Source organism: Microcoleus sp. N9_A1 (assembly GCF_036701795.1).
Lineage (GTDB): Bacteria > Cyanobacteriota > Cyanobacteriia > Cyanobacteriales > Microcoleaceae > Microcoleus.
The window spans coordinates 1-17,678 of sequence record NZ_JAUBRI010000023.1; the positions used below are offsets into that span (position 1 = coordinate 1).

At 46.0% G+C, this 17,678-nt stretch carries 14 protein-coding genes and 1 pseudogene; 11 read left to right on the forward strand and 4 right to left on the reverse strand.

Features of this window, described 5'->3' with window-relative positions; translation table 11 throughout:
• The 3 genes from QUA58_RS13060 to QUA58_RS13070 all read left to right on the forward strand — a co-directional run.
• A partial coding sequence (locus QUA58_RS13060; RefSeq protein WP_333394394.1) for a hypothetical protein occupies nt 1-297 on the forward strand: 297 nt, incomplete at its 5' end.
• 475 nt (nt 298-772) lie between these two features.
• Nucleotides 773-3,202: a bifunctional serine/threonine-protein kinase/ABC transporter substrate-binding protein gene (locus QUA58_RS13065; protein ID WP_333252732.1), complete on the forward strand. Its 2,430-nt coding sequence runs from the start codon at nt 773-775 to the stop codon at nt 3,200-3,202.
• Between the two features lie 503 nt (nt 3,203-3,705).
• The gene (locus QUA58_RS13070; protein WP_333394395.1) at nt 3,706-4,425 is read left to right on the forward strand and encodes a PHP domain-containing protein; all 720 of its coding nucleotides are present in this window, start codon (nt 3,706-3,708) and stop codon (nt 4,423-4,425) included.
• A gap of 271 nt (nt 4,426-4,696) precedes the next feature.
• On the opposite strand, the gene QUA58_RS13075 is transcribed toward QUA58_RS13070, so the two are convergent.
• Together QUA58_RS13075 and QUA58_RS13080 are read right to left on the reverse strand one after the other, a co-directional pair.
• Nucleotides 4,697-5,863 (reverse strand): CO2 hydration protein, encoded by a 1,167-nt coding sequence (locus tag QUA58_RS13075; RefSeq protein WP_333394396.1) that lies wholly within the window; start codon nt 5,861-5,863, stop codon nt 4,697-4,699.
• 177 nt (nt 5,864-6,040) lie between these two features.
• Nucleotides 6,041-7,555 (reverse strand): NADH-quinone oxidoreductase subunit M, encoded by a 1,515-nt coding sequence (locus QUA58_RS13080; protein WP_333394397.1) that lies wholly within the window; start codon nt 7,553-7,555, stop codon nt 6,041-6,043.
• A 128-nt stretch (nt 7,556-7,683) separates the two neighbouring features.
• On the opposite strand from QUA58_RS13080, the pseudogene QUA58_RS13085 reads away from it, so the two are divergent.
• Nucleotides 7,684-8,291 (forward strand): annotated as a pseudogene (locus QUA58_RS13085) (Uma2 family endonuclease).
• Nucleotides 8,292-8,457: 166 nt separating this feature from the next.
• On the opposite strand, the gene QUA58_RS13090 reads toward QUA58_RS13085, so the two are convergent.
• Nucleotides 8,458-10,332, reverse strand: coding sequence for an NAD(P)H-quinone oxidoreductase subunit F (locus QUA58_RS13090; RefSeq protein WP_333394398.1), 1,875 nt, complete (start codon nt 10,330-10,332; stop codon nt 8,458-8,460).
• A gap of 141 nt (nt 10,333-10,473) precedes the next feature.
• Entirely contained in the window at nt 10,474-10,707 is a 234-nt protein-coding gene (locus QUA58_RS13095; protein ID WP_333252721.1) for a hypothetical protein, read from the reverse strand.
• 384 nt (nt 10,708-11,091) lie between these two features.
• Here QUA58_RS13095 and QUA58_RS13100 point away from each other — a divergent pair, with 384 nt between their 5' ends.
• The 7 genes from QUA58_RS13100 (at nt 11,092) to QUA58_RS13130 (ending at nt 17,647) form a co-directional block, all read left to right on the forward strand.
• Nucleotides 11,092-11,403, forward strand: coding sequence for a carbon dioxide-concentrating mechanism protein CcmK (locus QUA58_RS13100; protein ID WP_006635059.1), 312 nt, complete (start codon nt 11,092-11,094; stop codon nt 11,401-11,403).
• 96 nt (nt 11,404-11,499) lie between these two features.
• Nucleotides 11,500-11,841 carry a carbon dioxide-concentrating mechanism protein CcmK gene (locus tag QUA58_RS13105; RefSeq protein WP_006635058.1) on the forward strand — a complete coding sequence of 114 codons (342 nt, stop codon included), beginning with the start codon at nt 11,500-11,502 and terminating at the stop codon, nt 11,839-11,841.
• 271 nt (nt 11,842-12,112) lie between these two features.
• Nucleotides 12,113-12,418 carry a EutN/CcmL family microcompartment protein gene (locus QUA58_RS13110; RefSeq protein WP_172186882.1) on the forward strand — a complete coding sequence of 102 codons (306 nt, stop codon included), beginning with the start codon at nt 12,113-12,115 and terminating at the stop codon, nt 12,416-12,418.
• A gap of 157 nt (nt 12,419-12,575) precedes the next feature.
• Nucleotides 12,576-14,213 (forward strand): ribulose bisphosphate carboxylase small subunit, encoded by a 1,638-nt coding sequence (locus tag QUA58_RS13115; protein WP_333252719.1) that lies wholly within the window; start codon nt 12,576-12,578, stop codon nt 14,211-14,213.
• Between the two features lie 286 nt (nt 14,214-14,499).
• Nucleotides 14,500-15,177 carry a carbon dioxide concentrating mechanism protein gene (locus QUA58_RS13120; protein ID WP_333252717.1) on the forward strand — a complete coding sequence of 226 codons (678 nt, stop codon included), beginning with the start codon at nt 14,500-14,502 and terminating at the stop codon, nt 15,175-15,177.
• 205 nt (nt 15,178-15,382) lie between these two features.
• On the forward strand, nt 15,383-16,156 hold the full coding sequence (locus tag QUA58_RS13125; RefSeq protein ID WP_333394399.1) for a BMC domain-containing protein: 774 nt from the start codon (nt 15,383-15,385) through the stop codon (nt 16,154-16,156).
• Nucleotides 16,157-16,606: 450 nt separating this feature from the next.
• The gene (locus QUA58_RS13130) at nt 16,607-17,647 is read left to right on the forward strand and encodes a tetratricopeptide repeat protein (RefSeq protein WP_333252705.1); all 1,041 of its coding nucleotides are present in this window, start codon (nt 16,607-16,609) and stop codon (nt 17,645-17,647) included.
• Nucleotides 17,648-17,678 lie beyond the last annotated feature (31 nt).

A 17,678-nucleotide genomic window follows, 5' to 3' on the forward strand; every position in this document is an offset into this window, starting at 1 on the left:
ATCCAAAGAATGAAGCCCATGTCAAATGGTCAGCCATTTCCACCCTTATGGTTGGCTTGGGTGGGAGAACGAACTCTCCCTCTAGAAACAGTCTGGTTCAAATATTTACGACGTTTTGGAGTGGATCATTGGTATAGGTTTGCCAAGCAAAGATTGCACTGGACATTGCCTAACCTGAGAACTCCCGAACAATCCGAGCGTTGGAGTGATTTAATGCCGTTGATGAGTTGGCAACTCTGGCTAGCTAGGGATTTAGTGGTTGAGAATGTATTACTGCAGGCAATCTGCTACGATTAATTTAACCCCTGGACGTGTTGCTCAATCAATGTTGTCGCTTTTAGTTGACATTGGTACTCCCGCAAAAATGCCTAAACAGAGGGGAAAATCCCCCGGCTGGGAAAAAGGAAGGGTACGGACGGTAGCACCGCGATATCCCACTGTGAAAAAACGGGTTTCTCGACGTAAAAAGTCTTCAAGATTAGTTATTTAATCTTCTCCCTCTTGAGTTTTTGAGTAACAGCTTGCCGGATATTCTAAGGCGGCTACTTTTGGCTGCAATCATTTTTTAGTCTAAACTACAGTTAATTAGTCATTAGTCATCAGTCACCAGTCATCAGTAATGGAGAATAGGGAATGAGGAATTGCTGACATTTATAGTGTTTTTGAGATCGACCCAGACGAATTTGACATATTGCCAAGCTGTATCTGGCAACGAAAAAGCTTATAATCAACATTAAAGACCGCAGCCTGTCAAGAGGTTTTGGAAAAATATATGTGTCTCAAATTAGGGCATATCCTCCACAAAAGCTACAAAATTATCGCTGAGTTGGGACAGGGAGGGTGTGCGATCACCTACACGGCTAACGATCTAAGTAGACCCGGAAATCCCCTGTGCGTTGTTAAGGAAATTCCTTTTCCCTCATCGAACGATCCGCGCGTTTTGGAGATGGCAAGGAGGCGATTTGAAAGGGAAGCTAGCGCTTTGTACCGTCTCGGCAATCACTCGTGCATTCCCGAATTATTCGCTTGCTTTGAAGAAAATAGCAATTTTTACTTAGTTCAAGAATACATTCAAGGACATCCGCTCAAGAAGGAAGAACTCACTCCCGGTAAACAGTGGACGGAGAGACAAACTGTTGCTTTTTTGCGGGAAGTTCTGGAAATATTAAAATCAGTCCATCAAGAAAATATTATTCACCGCGACATTACACCTGCTAACTTAATTCGGCGTGAAACAGATAAAAAGATTGTTTTAATTGATTTTGGGGCTGTCAAAGAAATCAGCACTTTTACCTCTAACTCTACAGGTGAAATATTAACATCGCAGGTGATCGGCACTAGCGGTTATATGCCGGCCGAACAATACAACCCGCGGTCTCTCCCGCAACCCTACAACGACATTTACGCCCTCGGAATCATCGCCATCCAAGCTCTCACTGGCCAACGTCCCACCAATCTGCCGCAAGACCCCGAAACTGGGGAAATTGTCTGGGATTACTCGACGCCCGATCGCCCTGCGGTACAAGTTAGCGACAAGCTCAAAAATATTGTAACCAAGATGGTGCGTTTCCACTTTCAAGACCGCTACCAATCTGTGGATGAAGTTTTGCAAGACTTGGATTTGTCGATCGTTAAAGGGCCCGAGTTACCCAAAACTTCGCGGAAGTTGCGATCGCACTTTCGCTGGCTGCTGTTCGGCGTTGCGGGAATTGCGGCTTTTGGGGCGATCGTATTTCTAATCCCCAGAATTTCCCCGCTAATCCCCAGAATTTCCCCGCAACCAACGCTGCCTACACCCTCCGGCGATGGTGTAAGTTCCGGCAGAAAACTCCTAGTGCAAACCTCTGCCCTGTGGTCAAAACAAAGGGGAATCAATGAGTTTGCCGACTCAAATTATCCCGAAGCTTTAAAATTGCTCAAACAGTCCTGGCGGGAAGACCGCAGAGATCCAGAAACTTTAATTTACATCAACAATGCTCTGCTGAAGGCAATAAATGCAGAATATTACACGATCGCAATTGTTGTTCCCATTCGCAGAAATCAGGACGGCAGCATCCTCAACGCAAATTTAGCAGAAGAACTGCTTCGTGGCATTGCTCAAGCTCAAACCGAAGTTAATTTAGGTCTTCTGGCTGCAAATGAGAACAATAAAAATTTTCCCGGTCAAGGCTTTCTCCAACCAAAAGCTATTAAAGGAAAAGGTCTCAAAGTCATCATTGCTGATGATGGCAATATCAAATCCTACGCGATTCAAAGGGCTAATTATCTGGTCGCTCAGCCCGATATTCTAGCAGTTATCGGCCACTACACCAGCGACATGACTGTAGAAACCGTAGATATTTACAATCGAAATCAACTAATCGCCATTTCTCCAGGAAGCACAACAGAAGAACTGACGAGAAAACCTCGAAAATTTTTCTTTCGGACGGCTCCGACAACTAGAATAGAAGCTGAAGCTTTAGTAAATCAACTGCTCTTGGTCGGTGAGAAAAAAGCCGCAGTATTTTACAATCCCAACAGTCCGTTTAGCGCTTCTTTGTGGGAAGAATTCAAAGAGCAATTTGAAGCCAAAGGAGGCTCGACTTTTAGAATTAGGAATTATTACGATTTATCTAAAAATAATTTAGACGCCGAAGCAGCAATCAAAGAAGTTGAGAAAGCCGGAAAAACAGCCTTACTTGTCATTCCCGACGGTCAAGTCACTAATTCCCTGGAAAATGCGATCGCAATGATTAAAGCTAATGGCGATCGCAATTGGATTGTCGGGCCCTGGACTCTGTACGAACCGAGAACGTTAGAAGTAGCAAAAGAGCTAAAGTCTGTTGAAAAACTGGGCATATCTGTGTTTTGGCATCCATTAATAAGTTTTGACAAAAAATTTCCGCAAAACGCTGAAAAATTGTGGGGAGGCCCGGTCAATACTCGATCGGCTTTAACCTACGATGCCGCCCGGACGCTGATTAAAGCCCTCGAAATGCAGCCAGAACCTAGCCGCCAAGGAATGCAAAAAACCTTAGCCGATCCAAACTTTAAAGCCGAAGGAGCCTCGGGTATAATTGAGTTTGACTCGAAGACTGGAAATCGGAAAAACCCTCCTAAACGAGTGGCGCATATTGTACCGTGTTCTAGAGAACAGTTTGGAGTTACATTTGTGCCGATCGAATTTTCCACAGCCGCAGCCGCAGGTTTAAAGTGCGATTGAATTGATATAGCAATCCTTGCAGGAGTCGTAAACTTTTTACCCCACCCCAACCCTCCCCTTACCAAGGGGAGGGAGTAAGAAATTCACAAATGATGCGAGGATTGCTATCTCTTGTGGCATTTTCCACAAACCTTTTAAGCGTGGGCAGGGTGCCCACTCCACAATAAAATTTACTCTTTGTGGAACAGGCCGGAAAGCCTGTTGCTGAGAATGATGCAATAGGTGCGAGTAAATTGATATCTTGCGGCATTCTCCCCAAACCTGTAGAGGCGAGTTTTACCAACTATAAATTGCCTAAAATCAATAATCTCATAAACCCGCCCCCACCCGACAATAAAATTCTGGATAAAGAATTGTGCAAGATGTGCGAGTGAATTGATATTTTGTGCCGAACGCAACAATCCGCCAGATGTTTCAATCCTACAGCCGACTCTTGCCACAGGTGCAACATATCAATTTATTAGATATATTAAACAAGGTTAGTTTTTTTTATAATAACGCTTATGGCTGTCAATCTCGCTTCCCCAACAAGTTCTAGTCTCAAACCAGAAGCCCAGAATATCTCAGCACTCAAACAAGTCTTTCAGACAATTGATGCCGATAGCTGTCCGGGTTCCTATAATTTTCATATGCACACAGTCTACTCCGACGGGCGATTGCAGCCAGAGAAATTGATGGAACAAGCCATAGCCGGAGGTCTCAAAGGCTTCGCTATCACCGACCACCACAGCACCCAAGGCTACCTTAAAGCTCAAATTTGGCTGGATAATTGGAAATTAAACCATCCCGACAAAAATAGCGAAGCACCTAGTCTCTGGACAGGCGCTGAAATTAATGCCGAATTGCTCAACAACGATGTACACATTCTCGGTTACGCCTTTGATCCGCAACATCCCAGTCTCCAACCTTACTTGCGAGGTAAAAGTACAGAAGGCGCTTATTGTTATTCAGCAGCCAGAGTAATTGAAGCTATTCATGAAGCAGGAGGTTTAGCAGTTCTAGCACATCCTTGCCGGTATCGATCGACCGCAGATAAACTAATCCCAGAAGCAGTCCGTTTCGGCATTGACGGTGTAGAGATTTACTATGCTTACGGTAATCCCAATCCTTGGAAACCGAGTCCCAAACAAACTGCTTTAGTCAAAGAATTAGCAGAAACTTATGGTTTGCTGGGAACTTGTGGCACGGACTCTCACGGCCTGAGTCTTCTAGTCCGAATCTAGTAGTTGGGGAATTGGGAATTGGGAATTGGGAATTGGGAATTGGAAGTTGAAAAAAAGGTGCGTGACAGTCCAAAGTCACAAACTACAAGTCAAAGCTTTCTCGCTGTCACACACCCTACAACTAATGACTAATGACTAATGACTAATGACTAATGACTGAGGGCGGGTTTTGCCCTTTTTTTAGTCATTTGTATCATATATCCTTAGCTAAATCCGCCCCTACAAAATGCTGATGACTAATGACTGATGACTAATGACTGATGACTAATGACTACCGTTCTGGGAACAACTGACAGGCCCGGTTAGTTGGCTGATTTGCCCAATCCAAGCGAGAATTCCCAAATCGATCCATCCAAGCTTCCAAATAAGCCCGATTAGCCTTTTTTTCCTCTGGGTCTGAGGTATTCATCGGATGAGGTGCTAGACCCAAAATAGTCGCCGTCGTCACGCAAAACATTGACTTCTGAAAACTTTGGCAAATTTGCACGCGCACATCGTCTTCGCCGCGACAGCTAGTGCGATAAACTTCGTGCAAATACTCCGGCAAATAATGACGCATATCTTGCATCAATTGAGTTGGCGGAATCCCTGCACCTCCAATAGGTAAAGGGTCAGCAAACAAAGCCCCGTAGGCAAAATCTTTTTGTTTTTCCGGGATTTGATGAGCTTGAGCGTTGTAGGAAACTGTGCCAAAAAAAGCTGTACCCCGAAAGAAAACAGCCTCTACATAAGGCACGGCTACATCTGGTAAAAATGTCAAGTTAGCCGATGCCGGAATGATATCGTAGACTTGACCGTGAATCTTGACGCTGTAGGTAATCGGTAGGCTGGCCCCGGCGACTAAACCGGCTTTGACAAAATCAACTACATCAGAAATAGACTTAGTTTCCCCTCGATCGTAGGAATCAGATAAGTCCATAAACAAATCGCTCATTACCCGCCAAAACTGACCGAGACCGGTGTAGTAAGCCAGCATCCGCACTTGTTCCGGCAAAAAATCAGGAAATGCTTTGTTGAGTCCCTGCATGAAAAAATTGCCTTTCAGTTTAGCAGCGATCGCCTTTTCGGCCAAACTGCTAAATTCCGGGGAATCCAAATAACTGTCCAAACCCCCGCCGCCGTGCCAAAGCATTGTTTTCATGCAATACTCAGCATACTCAAAATTTATGCGATCGTGCCACAAATAGCGCCTTAATTTGGGCAGCGTCACCTCTCCGTTAAAATATTTAAAAAACGGAAAAAGCACTAAAAACTGTTCTTCGGCAATATAATTGAGATTGCGAGAATAGGCATCTAAAACAATAGCATAACTTTTCAGAACGCCGACAACTTCAACCACATTTTCCGTAGATTCAGGCAGTAAAGCTTTGCCTGATTCCAAGATATCAATGTATGCGGAGAGGGGATGGGAAGATGGTTTTAATACGGTACTTGTCATTTTAATTAAGCCTGAATAGAAGGAAGAACGAAGAAATAGGTTTGTAGTAAGGACTTTAGTCCTTTAATGATGGGCTAAAAGCTGTTAACAGAGGACTTGCACTCCTCACTACGAACCTATGGACTAAAAGCTGTTAACAGAGGACTTGCATTCCTCACTACGAACCTAGGTCATATTTTATTTCAAGTTTTGAGCAATCACTTTAACTTGCGGTGGCACATTAGCTACCATTCCGATCGCAGTTTTCTCGCTCAAAGCAACTAAAACACCAGGTTGCACTCCCATGATGGCGATAATTACTGCTAAAACCAGCGAAGGAATGCGATCGCGCCAGCGGACTTGCGGCAAATTTACCACCACATCCGAAAGGCGGCCGAAAAAGGCGCGGTTGACCATAATTAAAAAGTAAACTGAAGTTAAACCAGTGCCGATCATGCAGAGCAAAGTTTGCACGGGAAACACTGGCAAACTGCCCCGAAAAATCAAAAATTCAGCAATAAATCCCGACAACCCCGGAATGCCGGCACTTCCCATCACCCCGAGGATCATTAAACTGCCAATCATCGGCAAACCGCGATCGGGATTGAATAAACCTTTGAGCACATCGATGTTGCGGGTGCCGGATTTTTTGTAAACAATACCGACACTCAAAAATAGGAGCCCCGAAATTAAACCGTGGCTAACCATTTGCAAAACAGTTCCCAACATACTAATCGGAGTAGCTGCGGCGCTAGCTAACAAAATGTAGCCCATGTGAGCGATCGAACTGTAAGCTACAATTTTTTTCATATCTTTTTGGGCGATCGCGCAACTCGCCCCGTAAAGCACACTCACCACAGCCCAACTCGCCAACCAAGGTGCCGCCACCGCCCACGCCTCGGGAAACAAACCCAAACCAAAGCGTAGCATCCCATAAGTCCCCAGCTTCAAAAGCACCCCCGCCAGCAGCACCGAAACCGGCGTCGAAGCTTCTACGTGAGCATCCGGCAGCCAAGTATGAAAAGGCACCAAAGGCATCTTAATACCAAAAGCCAGCAACACCCCTGCCAGCAAAACAATTTGCCTTACCAAAGGCAATGGCAATCCTCCTTGCAAATGCGATGCGCCCGCTGCACCAACCATATCGAAACTAGAAGCACCGCTAAGCCAAGCAGTGCCCAAGAAAGCAGCCAGCAGCACAATTCCGGAAAATGCAGTATAGATTAAAAACTTAGTAGCAGCATAACCCCGGCGCTCGCCTCCCCAAATCGCAATTAACAGGTAAAGCGGAATCAATTCTACCTCAAAAAACAGGAAAAACAGCAGCAAATTTTGAGATAAAAAAGCCCCTGTTACGCCGCCGGTAATTAACAGAATCAAAGAATAATAAAGTCGAGGTCTGCGGATCGACTCATCCGTAGCATAAATAGCTATTCCTGTCAGCAGAGTATTTAAAATTACCAAAGGCAGAGACAAACCATCAACGCCGAGATTATAATTCAATCCCAAAACATCTATCCAAGGAATAAATTCCGCAAACTGCAACTGACTGGTACTGGCATCAAACTGAACTGCCAAAATCACCGAGAGAATAAAAGTTATACCCGCAATGGCGATCGCTACATTCCGAACTATTTTAGGACTCACTGAACCGGGCCAGAGCCCAATCAGGGCAGCAGCCAACATTGGTATCCAGATTAAAGCACTGAGCATCAATTAAAACTTTCCTTTGTTACACAGTATTTAGAGTTATATTTAACATTAACGCAAAGCAACTACATATAAAAGCGATCGGCTGATTTTCTTGTTAACATAGATTCAAATGTCTCTGGAATCCTCCTATGACCTCAAGTCTTACAGATCGAGAAGATTTGCAAATTAAATCCGGTTCTCGTTCCACCCGCCTCACCGTTGCCGACTTGGAACAACTGCAAGGTATACTCTCGGAAGCACATCTAGACTACCAATTAGAACTCGTAGACGGGAAGATTATCCTTATGGGCCCATCAGACATTGTATCGAGCGAAATTGGGGCAGAGTTTGGCAGACTTTTGGGCAACTGGGTTAAACCTCGCAAACTCGGACGAGTATTTGAATCTAGCGGCGGGTTTATCCTCCCCAATTCCGATCTGAGATTTCCCGATGTTTCTTTTGTGCCGATCGCCTCAAACAACGTAAAAGGTATTTTGCCGAACTTGTTCCCGACTTAGTTGTAGAAATCAACTCTCAGTCCGATCGCCTCAAACCCCTCCGAGAAAAAATTCTATCATTTATCGAAAGCGGAGCCAAAGTAGGAATATTAATCGACCCGGACAAGCGCACAGTAACAATTTACACTTCGACAGCCGAGCCAGTTGTATTGAGAGACGGCGACATGATTTCAATTCCCGAACTGTTACCCGGTTGGGAAGTTCCGGTTGCCGAATTGTGGCCGATCGAGTTTGAATAAAATTAGATAAAAAAGCAGACAAACCCAGAATAAAATCATCTGCGTACCCTTCGGGAAGGCTTCGCCTACATCCCCGTTCATCCGCCCTCATCTGCGGTTAAAAATTAAATAACATCAGACAAAAAGCAGACAAACCCCGAAAAATTTATCTGCCAACCTCTGCGGTTCAAAACTGCCAAATAGTCAACGCCAGCAACACAGCAACCCCCCCCGCAATAGTCAACACATAAAACTGCGATTGACCGGTGCCGGTGTACTTCAACCCTTCACCGCTGAAAATTGTGGCAAAACCGAACAAATTCACTGCCCCATCCACCACATACTTATCAGTCCAAGCGCTGATTTTAGAAATCGAAGCCACAGCCCAAACCACAGTCAAGCGGTAAACTCGATCGATATAAAAGTCGTAAGCAAACAAATCCTGCACCGCTGGAATCGGCAGCCGTACCGGTCGAGGTAAAACGTCGTACCAATAAATCGCCACGCCAACCGCCACGCCAATCAAGCCAGATAACATTAACAGCGGAGTATCCAGAGTCTTCAACAGCAAATTTAAAGTATCAAAATCCCCAGTTGTCGCCCAAGGCCCAGTCCAACTAATTAACAGTTGCCACTTCTGCAATATCCAAGGCACCAACAGCCCAATCACCGTCAAAATTACCATCGGCAAAGCCATCGGCCAACCAACTTCTGGAGCTCTGCGAGTTTTTGGCTGCGGTTTTCCCACAAACACTAAACCGAATATGCGAGTTAAATTTAGCGCTGTCAAACAGTTAACCAAAAGCAATACAACTACTAACCACAAGGGCACTGTCCAAAAACCGTTGAGCCAGCGTCGCATCGCCCAAAAGTTGCCCAGAGGTAACAGCGCTACCATCCCTGCAGCGCCTACTAAATAAGCCATAGTCGTGGCAGGCATCTTCGACCACAACCCACCCATTTCTGTTAAATTTTGAGTGTTAGTTGTGGTAATAATTGACCCTACGCTCATGAATAATAGTGCTTTGGCGATCGAGTGCGCGAACAGCAACAGCAAAGCAATGTCAACTTGATTGAGTCCCACCGCGATAAACACTAAACCCAAGGAAGCGCTGGTAGAATGCGATAGTGCTCTTTTGATGTCGATTTGGGCGATCGCTACCAAGGAAGCGCCAACCGCCGTCACCGCACCCAAAACCACCAACACCACACCAGTCACCGGCGACAGCGCTAAAACAGGCTGAAGTTTAATCAAAATATAAGCGCCAGCACCTACAACAACCGTATTCCGCATAATCGAAGCCGGGTTGGGCCCTTCCATCGCCTCGTCAAGCCACAAATGGAAGGGAAATTGAGCGCACTTGGCTGTAGGTGCAGCGATTAAAGCCAAACCTAAAAGAGTCGCTACCAAAGGAGACAAAGTTGCAGTTGCAGCCCATATTTCTAAATCGGAAAAATTCAAACTTCCCGCTAAAGTAGAAAGCGTCACTACTCCCATCAGCAGCGGTACGTCTCCTACACGCTTTGTTAAAAACGCATCTCTAGCCGCCGTTACTACCAGCGGTTGAGCGTACCAAAACCCGACTAGCAAATAAGTTGAAAGCGTCAGCAATTCCAACAAAGCGTAAGTTAGCAGCAGCGAGTCGCTAATGGCAATGCCACTAATTGCTCCTTCAAAAAAACCGAGCAGCCCAAAAAATCGAGCTAGCGCCCAGTCTTTTTCCATGTAGCCAAGAGCGTAAATTTGTGCTAGCAGACTCAGAACTGTAACTAACTCCATTGCTCCGACGCTGATGGTGGAGATTTCTATGGCAAAAGACAAATTTAAATCTGCTGCTTGCACCCAGTGTACGAGCAACTGTTGGGGGGGTCGATCCCACGTTGCTCTAAAAATCACCGTTCCGTGGATGAAAGCCAATACAGTCATCAACAAATTGAAGTAAGCTGCAGGCCTCGGCCCTGTGGTGCGAACGGTTCCTGTAGACCACGGCAAAGTTAAAATTGCGCCAATTAAGCCATATAAAGGAACCCACCAACAGGCTTGGAGGAGAAATTCAGTCATTTAATTTATCCCTTAAACTTGAAATTACTGGCTGCCTTTATACAAAAACAGTCGCGGGCGATCGCCCGACACCCTAAAACTTTGACTAAACCCGATCGTATAGTTGTGGCAAAATAATTTGCACTCCAGATTAACTATACATTAAAGCATCAAAACTGATAATTCTCTCAACACAAATTTACTGGCTGAGCAGAAGAGGCACTCAAACAAAAAAATGCCTGCCGATGGGCCAAGACTGCCTTTTTCACCAATTTCCCCGCGATCCCCCTTTTGGAATCCCCAAGTTTCCAGGCAGTGATCAGCTCCGCCTTTACCAGAAAGAATTGGTTTAAAGCCCCAAGCCTTGTAGGGAGAAATTAAAAGAAGACTATTCATTACTCCAATCCTCGGACTTCCAGGTAGAGGTCGCACTCAACTGTCAACTGTCAACTGTCAACTGTCAACTGAAATACCGAACTCTACTTTGTATGAGTATTATTACTTACTTTGATACCCCTCGCCGTCGGCATCTACCCCTCTTTAATATTAAGATTATTAAATAAATATTAAATTATTTTAAGTAACATAAAAAATTTTAATTTTTGTTATTAAACATTATGATGTTAGTTTATATTGTCAAGGTGGACAGCTTCCCCTATTCTTATAGGATAGGAAGCTTTACACTGCATTACTAAATAATGTGGGCCTCCCCGTCCAAATTTTTAGATTTCTCAAAGATTTGTAACGGTAATTTCGCTCATCCTCAAAGGAGATTCAAAAATGTCAATTGCCGTGGGAATGATTGAGACAAAAGGTTTTCCCGCTGTTGTGGAAGCTGCCGACGCTATGGTCAAAGCTGCTCGCGTTACCCTTGTGGGCTATGAAAAAATCGGCAGCGCCCGCGTCACCGTAATTGTGCGCGGCAACGTGTCGGAAGTTCAAGCCTCAGTGGCTGCCGGAGTGGAATCCGTCAAGCGGGTGAACGGCGGAGAAGTCGTATCTACCCACATCATCGCTCGCCCCCACGAAAACCTAGAATACGTTCTGCCGATTCGATATACAGAAGCAGTAGAACAGTTCCGAGGCTACTAAGTTCTTAGCGCACAAAAATTTCCTTAAAAGAAAATTTGTGCGATCGTCAAAAATTAACAGTTTAGTTCCCCAAATATTCAATCAGGAGTAAAACCAATGGCAATTGCAGTTGGCATGATCGAAACATTAGGCTTCCCCGCAGTGGTAGAAGCCGCTGACGCGATGGTCAAAGCAGCCCGCGTCACCTTGGTAGGCTACGAAAAAATCGGTAGCGCTCGCGTTACGGTCATTGTAAGAGGAGATGTCTCGGAAGTGCAAGCTTCTGTCGCAGCCGGAGTAGAGTCAGTGAAGCGCGTTAACGGCGGACAAGTGATGTCCACCCACATTATCGCCCGCCCTCACGAAAACTTGGAGTACGTGTTGCCCATTCGCTACACCGAAGCTGTAGAACAGTTCCGTGAAGGCGTGAGCGGCATTCGCCCCCTCAACAGATCATAAGATAGGCGATTCCCTACGGGATAGCTTCGCTTTACGGCTGTTAGGGGCGTTTGGTAATTAAAAATTAAAAATCGCGATGTTTTTGATTTAGCATTTTTAATTTTTAATTGAGGTGGGCATGGGATATTGGTTATTAGTCATGAGTCATGAGTCATTAGTTACTAGACGAAGCTTTAAAAGGCGGACAACGGAAATCGGACAGAGCTAATAAAAAAAACAAGTGACCCTGTAAAAATGACAATTACCAATTACCTATTACCTATTACCTAAAATGCAAATGGCCAAAGTTCTCGGCACAGTTGTCAGTACCCAAAAAGAGCCGACGCTGAGAGGATCGAAATTTCTCCTGCTGCAATTCATCGATGAGGAAGGTTCACCAGTTCCCGGCTATGAGGTAGCCGCTGACTGCGTGGGCGCTGGTATAGATGAATGGGTTTTAGTAACCCGAGGCAGCGCAGCCCGGATCGCCCCCGGCAGCGAAAACCGTCCGATCGATGCTCTAGTAGTAGGCATTATAGATACTGTCAATGTAGAAAACCGCCTCATTTACAGTAAAAAAGACGACCCGTACCGCTAGTTGACAGTTGACAGTTGACAGTTGACAGTTGACAGTTGGCAGTGAACAGTGAACAGCTAACAGTTGACAGTGAACAGTGAACAGTTGACAGTGAACAACTAACAACTAACAACTAACAACTAACAAAAAGATTTTTCAGTTTAGGAGAACTTAATTTATGGCAGTCCGCAACGTTGCGGCTCCCCCGACGCCTTGGTCGAAAAACTTGGCTGAGCCCAAAATTCACGACACCGCCTTCGTACATTCCTTTTCTAACATTATTGGGGATGTGCAGATCGGTTCTAATGTGATGATTGCCCCCGGGACATCTATCCGCGCCGATGAAGGCACTCCTTTTTATATCGGACAAAGCAGTAACATTCAAGACGGAGTAGTGATTCACGGCCTAGAACAAGGCCGAGTCACAGGAGACGACGGCAAGTCCTATTCTGTGTGGGTGGGGAAAAATACTTCCCTCACCCACATGAGTTTAATTCACGGCCCTGCCTACGTGGGTGACGAGTGCTTTATCGGCTTTCGCTCTACGGTGTTCAATGCCAGAGTGGGCAACGGCTGCATTGTGATGATGCACGTACTAATTAAAGATGTGGAGATTCCCCCCGGTAAGTACGTACCTTCGGGAGCCATCATCACTAATCAGAAGCAAGCCGATCGCTTGCCTGACGTTCAAGATTCTGACGTTCAATTTGCTACCCATGTCATCGGCATCAATGACGCTCTGAGAACGGGTTATCGCTGCGCTGAGAACATCGCCTGTCTAGCACCAATTCGCAACGAGCAAACTAAAAACCCCAATATGACTCAAACCAAATATTCTACCCATGCCGGCACCCAATTGAGTTCTTCTCTAGCCGATAGCATCCGCAATTTACTAGCCCAAGGATACAGCGTGGGAGCCGAACACGCCGACGCGCGCCGCTTCCGTACCGGTTCTTGGCGCACTTGTGGCCCGATTTCCTCAACCCGCGACTCTGAAGTAATCGCGGCTTTGTCAGCTTGCATGGCTGATCACCAAGGAGAATACGTCCGCTTGATCGGGATTGACACCAAAGCCAAGCGCCGCGTACTAGAAGAAATCGTCCAAAGACCGGGAGACAATGGCTCTAACGGTTCTAACGGTGCGAAAACTCACCAATCTAACGGTAAAGTTGCACAACAAGCTTCATACCACAATAGCGGTTCCGTGTCAAGCGGAAAATTGAGTGCCGAAACAGTGGCTCAGGTTCGTGGCTTGCTAGCTCAAGGCTACAAGGTGGGGACGGAACACGCCGATGCGCGCCGCTTCCGCACTGGTTCTTGGCAAAGCGGGGCTTCGCTGCAAGTCAGAAACGAATCTGAGGCGATCGCCGCTTTGGAAGCTGTGATGAACGAATATACGGGCGAGTATGTGCGTTTGATCGGGATTGATCCGAAAGCTAAGCGCCGCATAGTTGAAGAAATTATTCAGCGTCCCGATGGCCCGGTTGCTCAATCGGCTAAGCCGGCTGGAACATCGGGATTCAAAGCAGCTTCGACTGGTGCGGCTGGTAGTGGAAAGTTGACTGGTAAGACGATCGACCAAATCCGCAATTTGCTTTCCCAAGGCTACAAAATTGGCACAGAACACGCCGACGCGCGTCGTTTCCGTACTGGTTCCTGGAGTAGTTGCGCGCCGATATCATCTAACCGCGAATCGGAAGTGATTTCCGCTCTCGAAGGCTGTATGACAGAACACAGTGGCGATTACGTCCGCTTGCTTGGTATCGACTCCAAGGCCAAGCGCCGGGTTCTCGAAGAAATTATCCAACGCCCTTAATTGGTCAGGTAATTAGCTGGTTTCTCCCGTTAAGTTCTCTGTTGGGCTGGCGGGAGAAATGCAATCGCATTGAAGTTAGATTTTAGATATTTAGAGAACTCGATTGAGAAGTATTGGTCAAAATCTAGAATCTTCTGAAACTTTCTAGAAAACGTTAAAGCCTCAAGCTTCTTAGTATACTAAATCCTAGTTTCTTAGCTTGAAAGGATTAATTGTATCAGTCGAGAAAACCGATAATTTAAAGTCCTTATATCTAAAATTATAGCTCCTTTCATGGTGAAGTTGAATGTATTTATCGCCACTGCAATTAAGTAGCAACTCTCAGATTTTGATGAGTGGCGATGTAGTTGTGAATGAGGGTGCGGCGATCGCCCCTGGAGTCATCCTGCAAGCAGATCCGGGTAGCCGGATCTTGATCGCCGCCAGTGCCTGTATCGGTATGGGAGTTATCCTTCACGCCCGTGAAGGTACTCTGGAAATCGCGGCGGGCGTTATTCTGGGTGCAGGGGTGCTGGTGGTAGGTGCGGGGACGATCGGGGAAAATGCCTGTATTGGCGCCGGGACGACCATAATCAATCCTTGTATAGACAAAATGCAAATTATGCCAGCAGGTTCTCTAATCGGAGATACCAGCCGCCAAGCCGCCGCAGAAGAAGCAACCGCAGCGCCAACAGCAGCGCCAACATCACCAGAAACCCCCGAAGCCACTACGCCACCAGTCGATCGACCGATCGAGCCGATCGAGCCGCCACAACCCACCCAAACACCGCCTCAAACAGCGCCAGAGACTGCCCCAGACCCGCCGGAATCCACCGCTGCAGAGCCTCCCCAACCAGGGGAAACGCCAACTATTCTGTACGGTCAAGCTCACATCAATCGGCTGTTGGGGACGCTGTTTCCGCACCGGCAAGCTTTTAATCGATCGGAGGAAAACGGCCAAACTCTATCGGGCGGTTCCGGGTAGCCGTCATTTCGCCAAAAGGCAGCTATGCTGAAGGCAGAAAGATCAAATATAAATAGGTAATCTCATATTATTGGTAGCTCAGCAATTTGTAAGGCCTTGCAGCAGCAATCTGTGTCTTGTAGCTCGTGCAGTCTGTCTTCTCATCTGAGAAACTATAAACTATCAACAAATTTTTATTTTGGGAAGTTTCTAAGGGTAATAGAAGATGGACGGACAAACAGATCGTAACAGTCACGAAGAGCGATCGCAGCGCCAGGAATACTTCAAAGACACTGCTTTGGGTTTGGTATCCACCAAGAGTTTTCCGGCAATTGTGGGGACTGCTGACATGATGCTGAAGTCGGCAGGGGTGATTTTAGTAGGATACGAAAAAATTGGTTCCGGTCACTGTACTGCGATCGTCCGGGGCAGAATTTCCGACGTGCGTTTGGCGGTGGAAGCTGGAGCTCAAACTGCCGAACAGTTCGGGCAGTTTGTTTCTAAGTTGGTGATTGCTAGACCTTTGGCTAATTTGGAAGTGGTTTTGCCGATCGGCTTTCGCCTGACTCAACTGTCGGAAAGTGGCAGTTATTCTCGGTTGAGCAATCAGGCGATCGGTTTGCTCGAAACCCGGGGATTTCCGGCAATGGTCGGCGCTTGCGATGCTATGCTCAAATCCGCAGACGTACACTTGGCCGCCTACGAGAAAATTGGCGCCGGTTTGTGCACGGCAATTATTCGCGGTGCAGTCGCAGATGTAGCAGTAGCCGTAGAAGCGGGGATGTACGAAGCTGAGCGAATTGGCGAGTTGAACGCGGTGATGGTAATTCCCAGGCCTTTGGAAGATTTGGAACAAACTTTGCCGCTGGCTAGTTGCTGGATAGAGCACCGTCAACCTGTGATGATGCCCGTGTCCGTTAAGGAAAAGGAACAAGAATTGGTCGAACTTCCAGATTTGGAGAAATTGAGAGTTTATGTGGAAGAGGAAATCAATCGGTAAGGGGTAATTAGGCAACAAAAGTTTGTAGAGACGTACTGCCGCAAATACGGAGACGAAGTTTGTCAAAAAAATATAGAGTTTACTCAGTATAACTGCTGGCCATAATTTATACTAAGTAGCTGTCTCAAACTTAATTTGCCGATCGCGCCGATCGCCGCCACATCAAGAGACACAGAGCACCAAGTAAAACTAGACTTTTGAGCTCAAGTCGATCGTCGGGTAAACAATCGAACTGACTAAGTAAATCCAGCCCAGGTGCAGATCCTTTCAACAGGATTTAACTACTGTTAAAATAAACCAAAAAGCCTGTTTACGGTAGATTGCCGGGAATCATTTAAGAGTTACTCTGATCGCAGGTGGATGCTCTTCCAACAGATTAACGGCTGTCGAACTCAAAACTGACTGCACAGGAATCAACCCCCAGCATCAAGCAATCCTGAAAGTTGACCTATGAACCTCAAACAATTTTACAAGCGCGGTTTGCACAGCGCCAAGAAAGGAAACTATGAAGCGGCACTTGAGGACTTCGATCAGATATTGCAAGTCAATCCCGCCGATGCCAAAGCCTATAACAATCGCGGCTTGGTTTACTATTACATGAAAGACTACCAAAAGGCGATCGCAGACCTCACCCAAGCACTAGATATCAATCCTAGCTTGTTCGAGGCCTATCTGAATCGAGGCAATGCTTGGCGCCATCTCGGAGAACACGAAAAAGCCATTGACGATCTCAACTGCGCTTTAGCCAGTAAGCCTAATAACCACGCTATCTACAACAACCGAGGACTCGTACTTGCTAATTTAGGGCATTACGAAGAAGCAATAGAAGACTACAATCAAGCTCTCTCTATCAATTCCCACAATTATAAAACCTATTACAACCGGGGGCGCGCTTACTACCTTTTGGGAGAAAAAGAAGCAGCAACGGAGAACTTTAACGAAACGCTGCGATTGAATCCTAGATATATCAAAGCTTACATAAATCGCGGTCTCTGTTACCACCAATTAGGAGACAATACGCAGGCGATCGCCGACTATAACACTGCACTCGGCATCGATCCAAATAATGTTTATGCGTATTATAACAGAGGTTGCGTTCGCTATAAATTAAAACAAATGCAGCTTGCAATTGAAGACTTTAACAAAGCAGTGGAACTCGATCCCAACTATGTTAAAGCTTACCTCAACCGGGGTTTAGCGCTGTATAAACTTGGAGATATTGCGACAGCAAATAAGGATTTTTACCACGTAATGTGCATTAATGCTGAATCTTATTTATACTACCAGGCCCAGCGGTGCACGCCTGATATTAATTCGTACTTTAAGGAAGCGCCGCAGGTGGAACTTAATAATGCTGTCGAATACTACAACACAACATTAAATACGATGTCAACTTCCTTAAGTTCCGCAGCATTAAACGCCGTCTGGAATCAAGAAGATTTGGAGAACCGAGACTCGATTATCTGTGAAGGTGAATTTATTAATGATTGATTTAGTCAGTAGTCAGTGTAGTCAGTAGCCA

Bases quoted from the DNA above. Each gene is read 5' to 3' on its own strand.
- QUA58_RS13120 (WP_333252717.1), top strand. From the start codon at position 14,500: ATGTATTTATCGCCACTGCAATTAAGTAGCAACTCTCAGATTTTGATG.
- QUA58_RS13065 (WP_333252732.1), top strand. From the start codon at position 773: ATGTGTCTCAAATTAGGGCATATCCTCCACAAAAGCTACAAAATTATC.
- QUA58_RS13080 (WP_333394397.1), bottom strand. From the start codon at position 7,555: ATGCTCAGTGCTTTAATCTGGATACCAATGTTGGCTGCTGCCCTGATT.
- QUA58_RS13125 (WP_333394399.1), top strand. From the start codon at position 15,383: ATGGACGGACAAACAGATCGTAACAGTCACGAAGAGCGATCGCAGCGC.
- QUA58_RS13105 (WP_006635058.1), top strand. From the start codon at position 11,500: ATGGCAATTGCAGTTGGCATGATCGAAACATTAGGCTTCCCCGCAGTG.
- QUA58_RS13115 (WP_333252719.1), top strand. From the start codon at position 12,576: ATGGCAGTCCGCAACGTTGCGGCTCCCCCGACGCCTTGGTCGAAAAAC.
- QUA58_RS13110 (WP_172186882.1), top strand. From the start codon at position 12,113: ATGCAAATGGCCAAAGTTCTCGGCACAGTTGTCAGTACCCAAAAAGAG.
- QUA58_RS13070 (WP_333394395.1), top strand. From the start codon at position 3,706: ATGGCTGTCAATCTCGCTTCCCCAACAAGTTCTAGTCTCAAACCAGAA.
- QUA58_RS13100 (WP_006635059.1), top strand. From the start codon at position 11,092: ATGTCAATTGCCGTGGGAATGATTGAGACAAAAGGTTTTCCCGCTGTT.
- QUA58_RS13090 (WP_333394398.1), bottom strand. From the start codon at position 10,332: ATGACTGAATTTCTCCTCCAAGCCTGTTGGTGGGTTCCTTTATATGGC.
- QUA58_RS13095 (WP_333252721.1), bottom strand. From the start codon at position 10,707: ATGAATAGTCTTCTTTTAATTTCTCCCTACAAGGCTTGGGGCTTTAAA.
- QUA58_RS13130 (WP_333252705.1), top strand. From the start codon at position 16,607: ATGAACCTCAAACAATTTTACAAGCGCGGTTTGCACAGCGCCAAGAAA.
- QUA58_RS13075 (WP_333394396.1), bottom strand. From the start codon at position 5,863: ATGACAAGTACCGTATTAAAACCATCTTCCCATCCCCTCTCCGCATAC.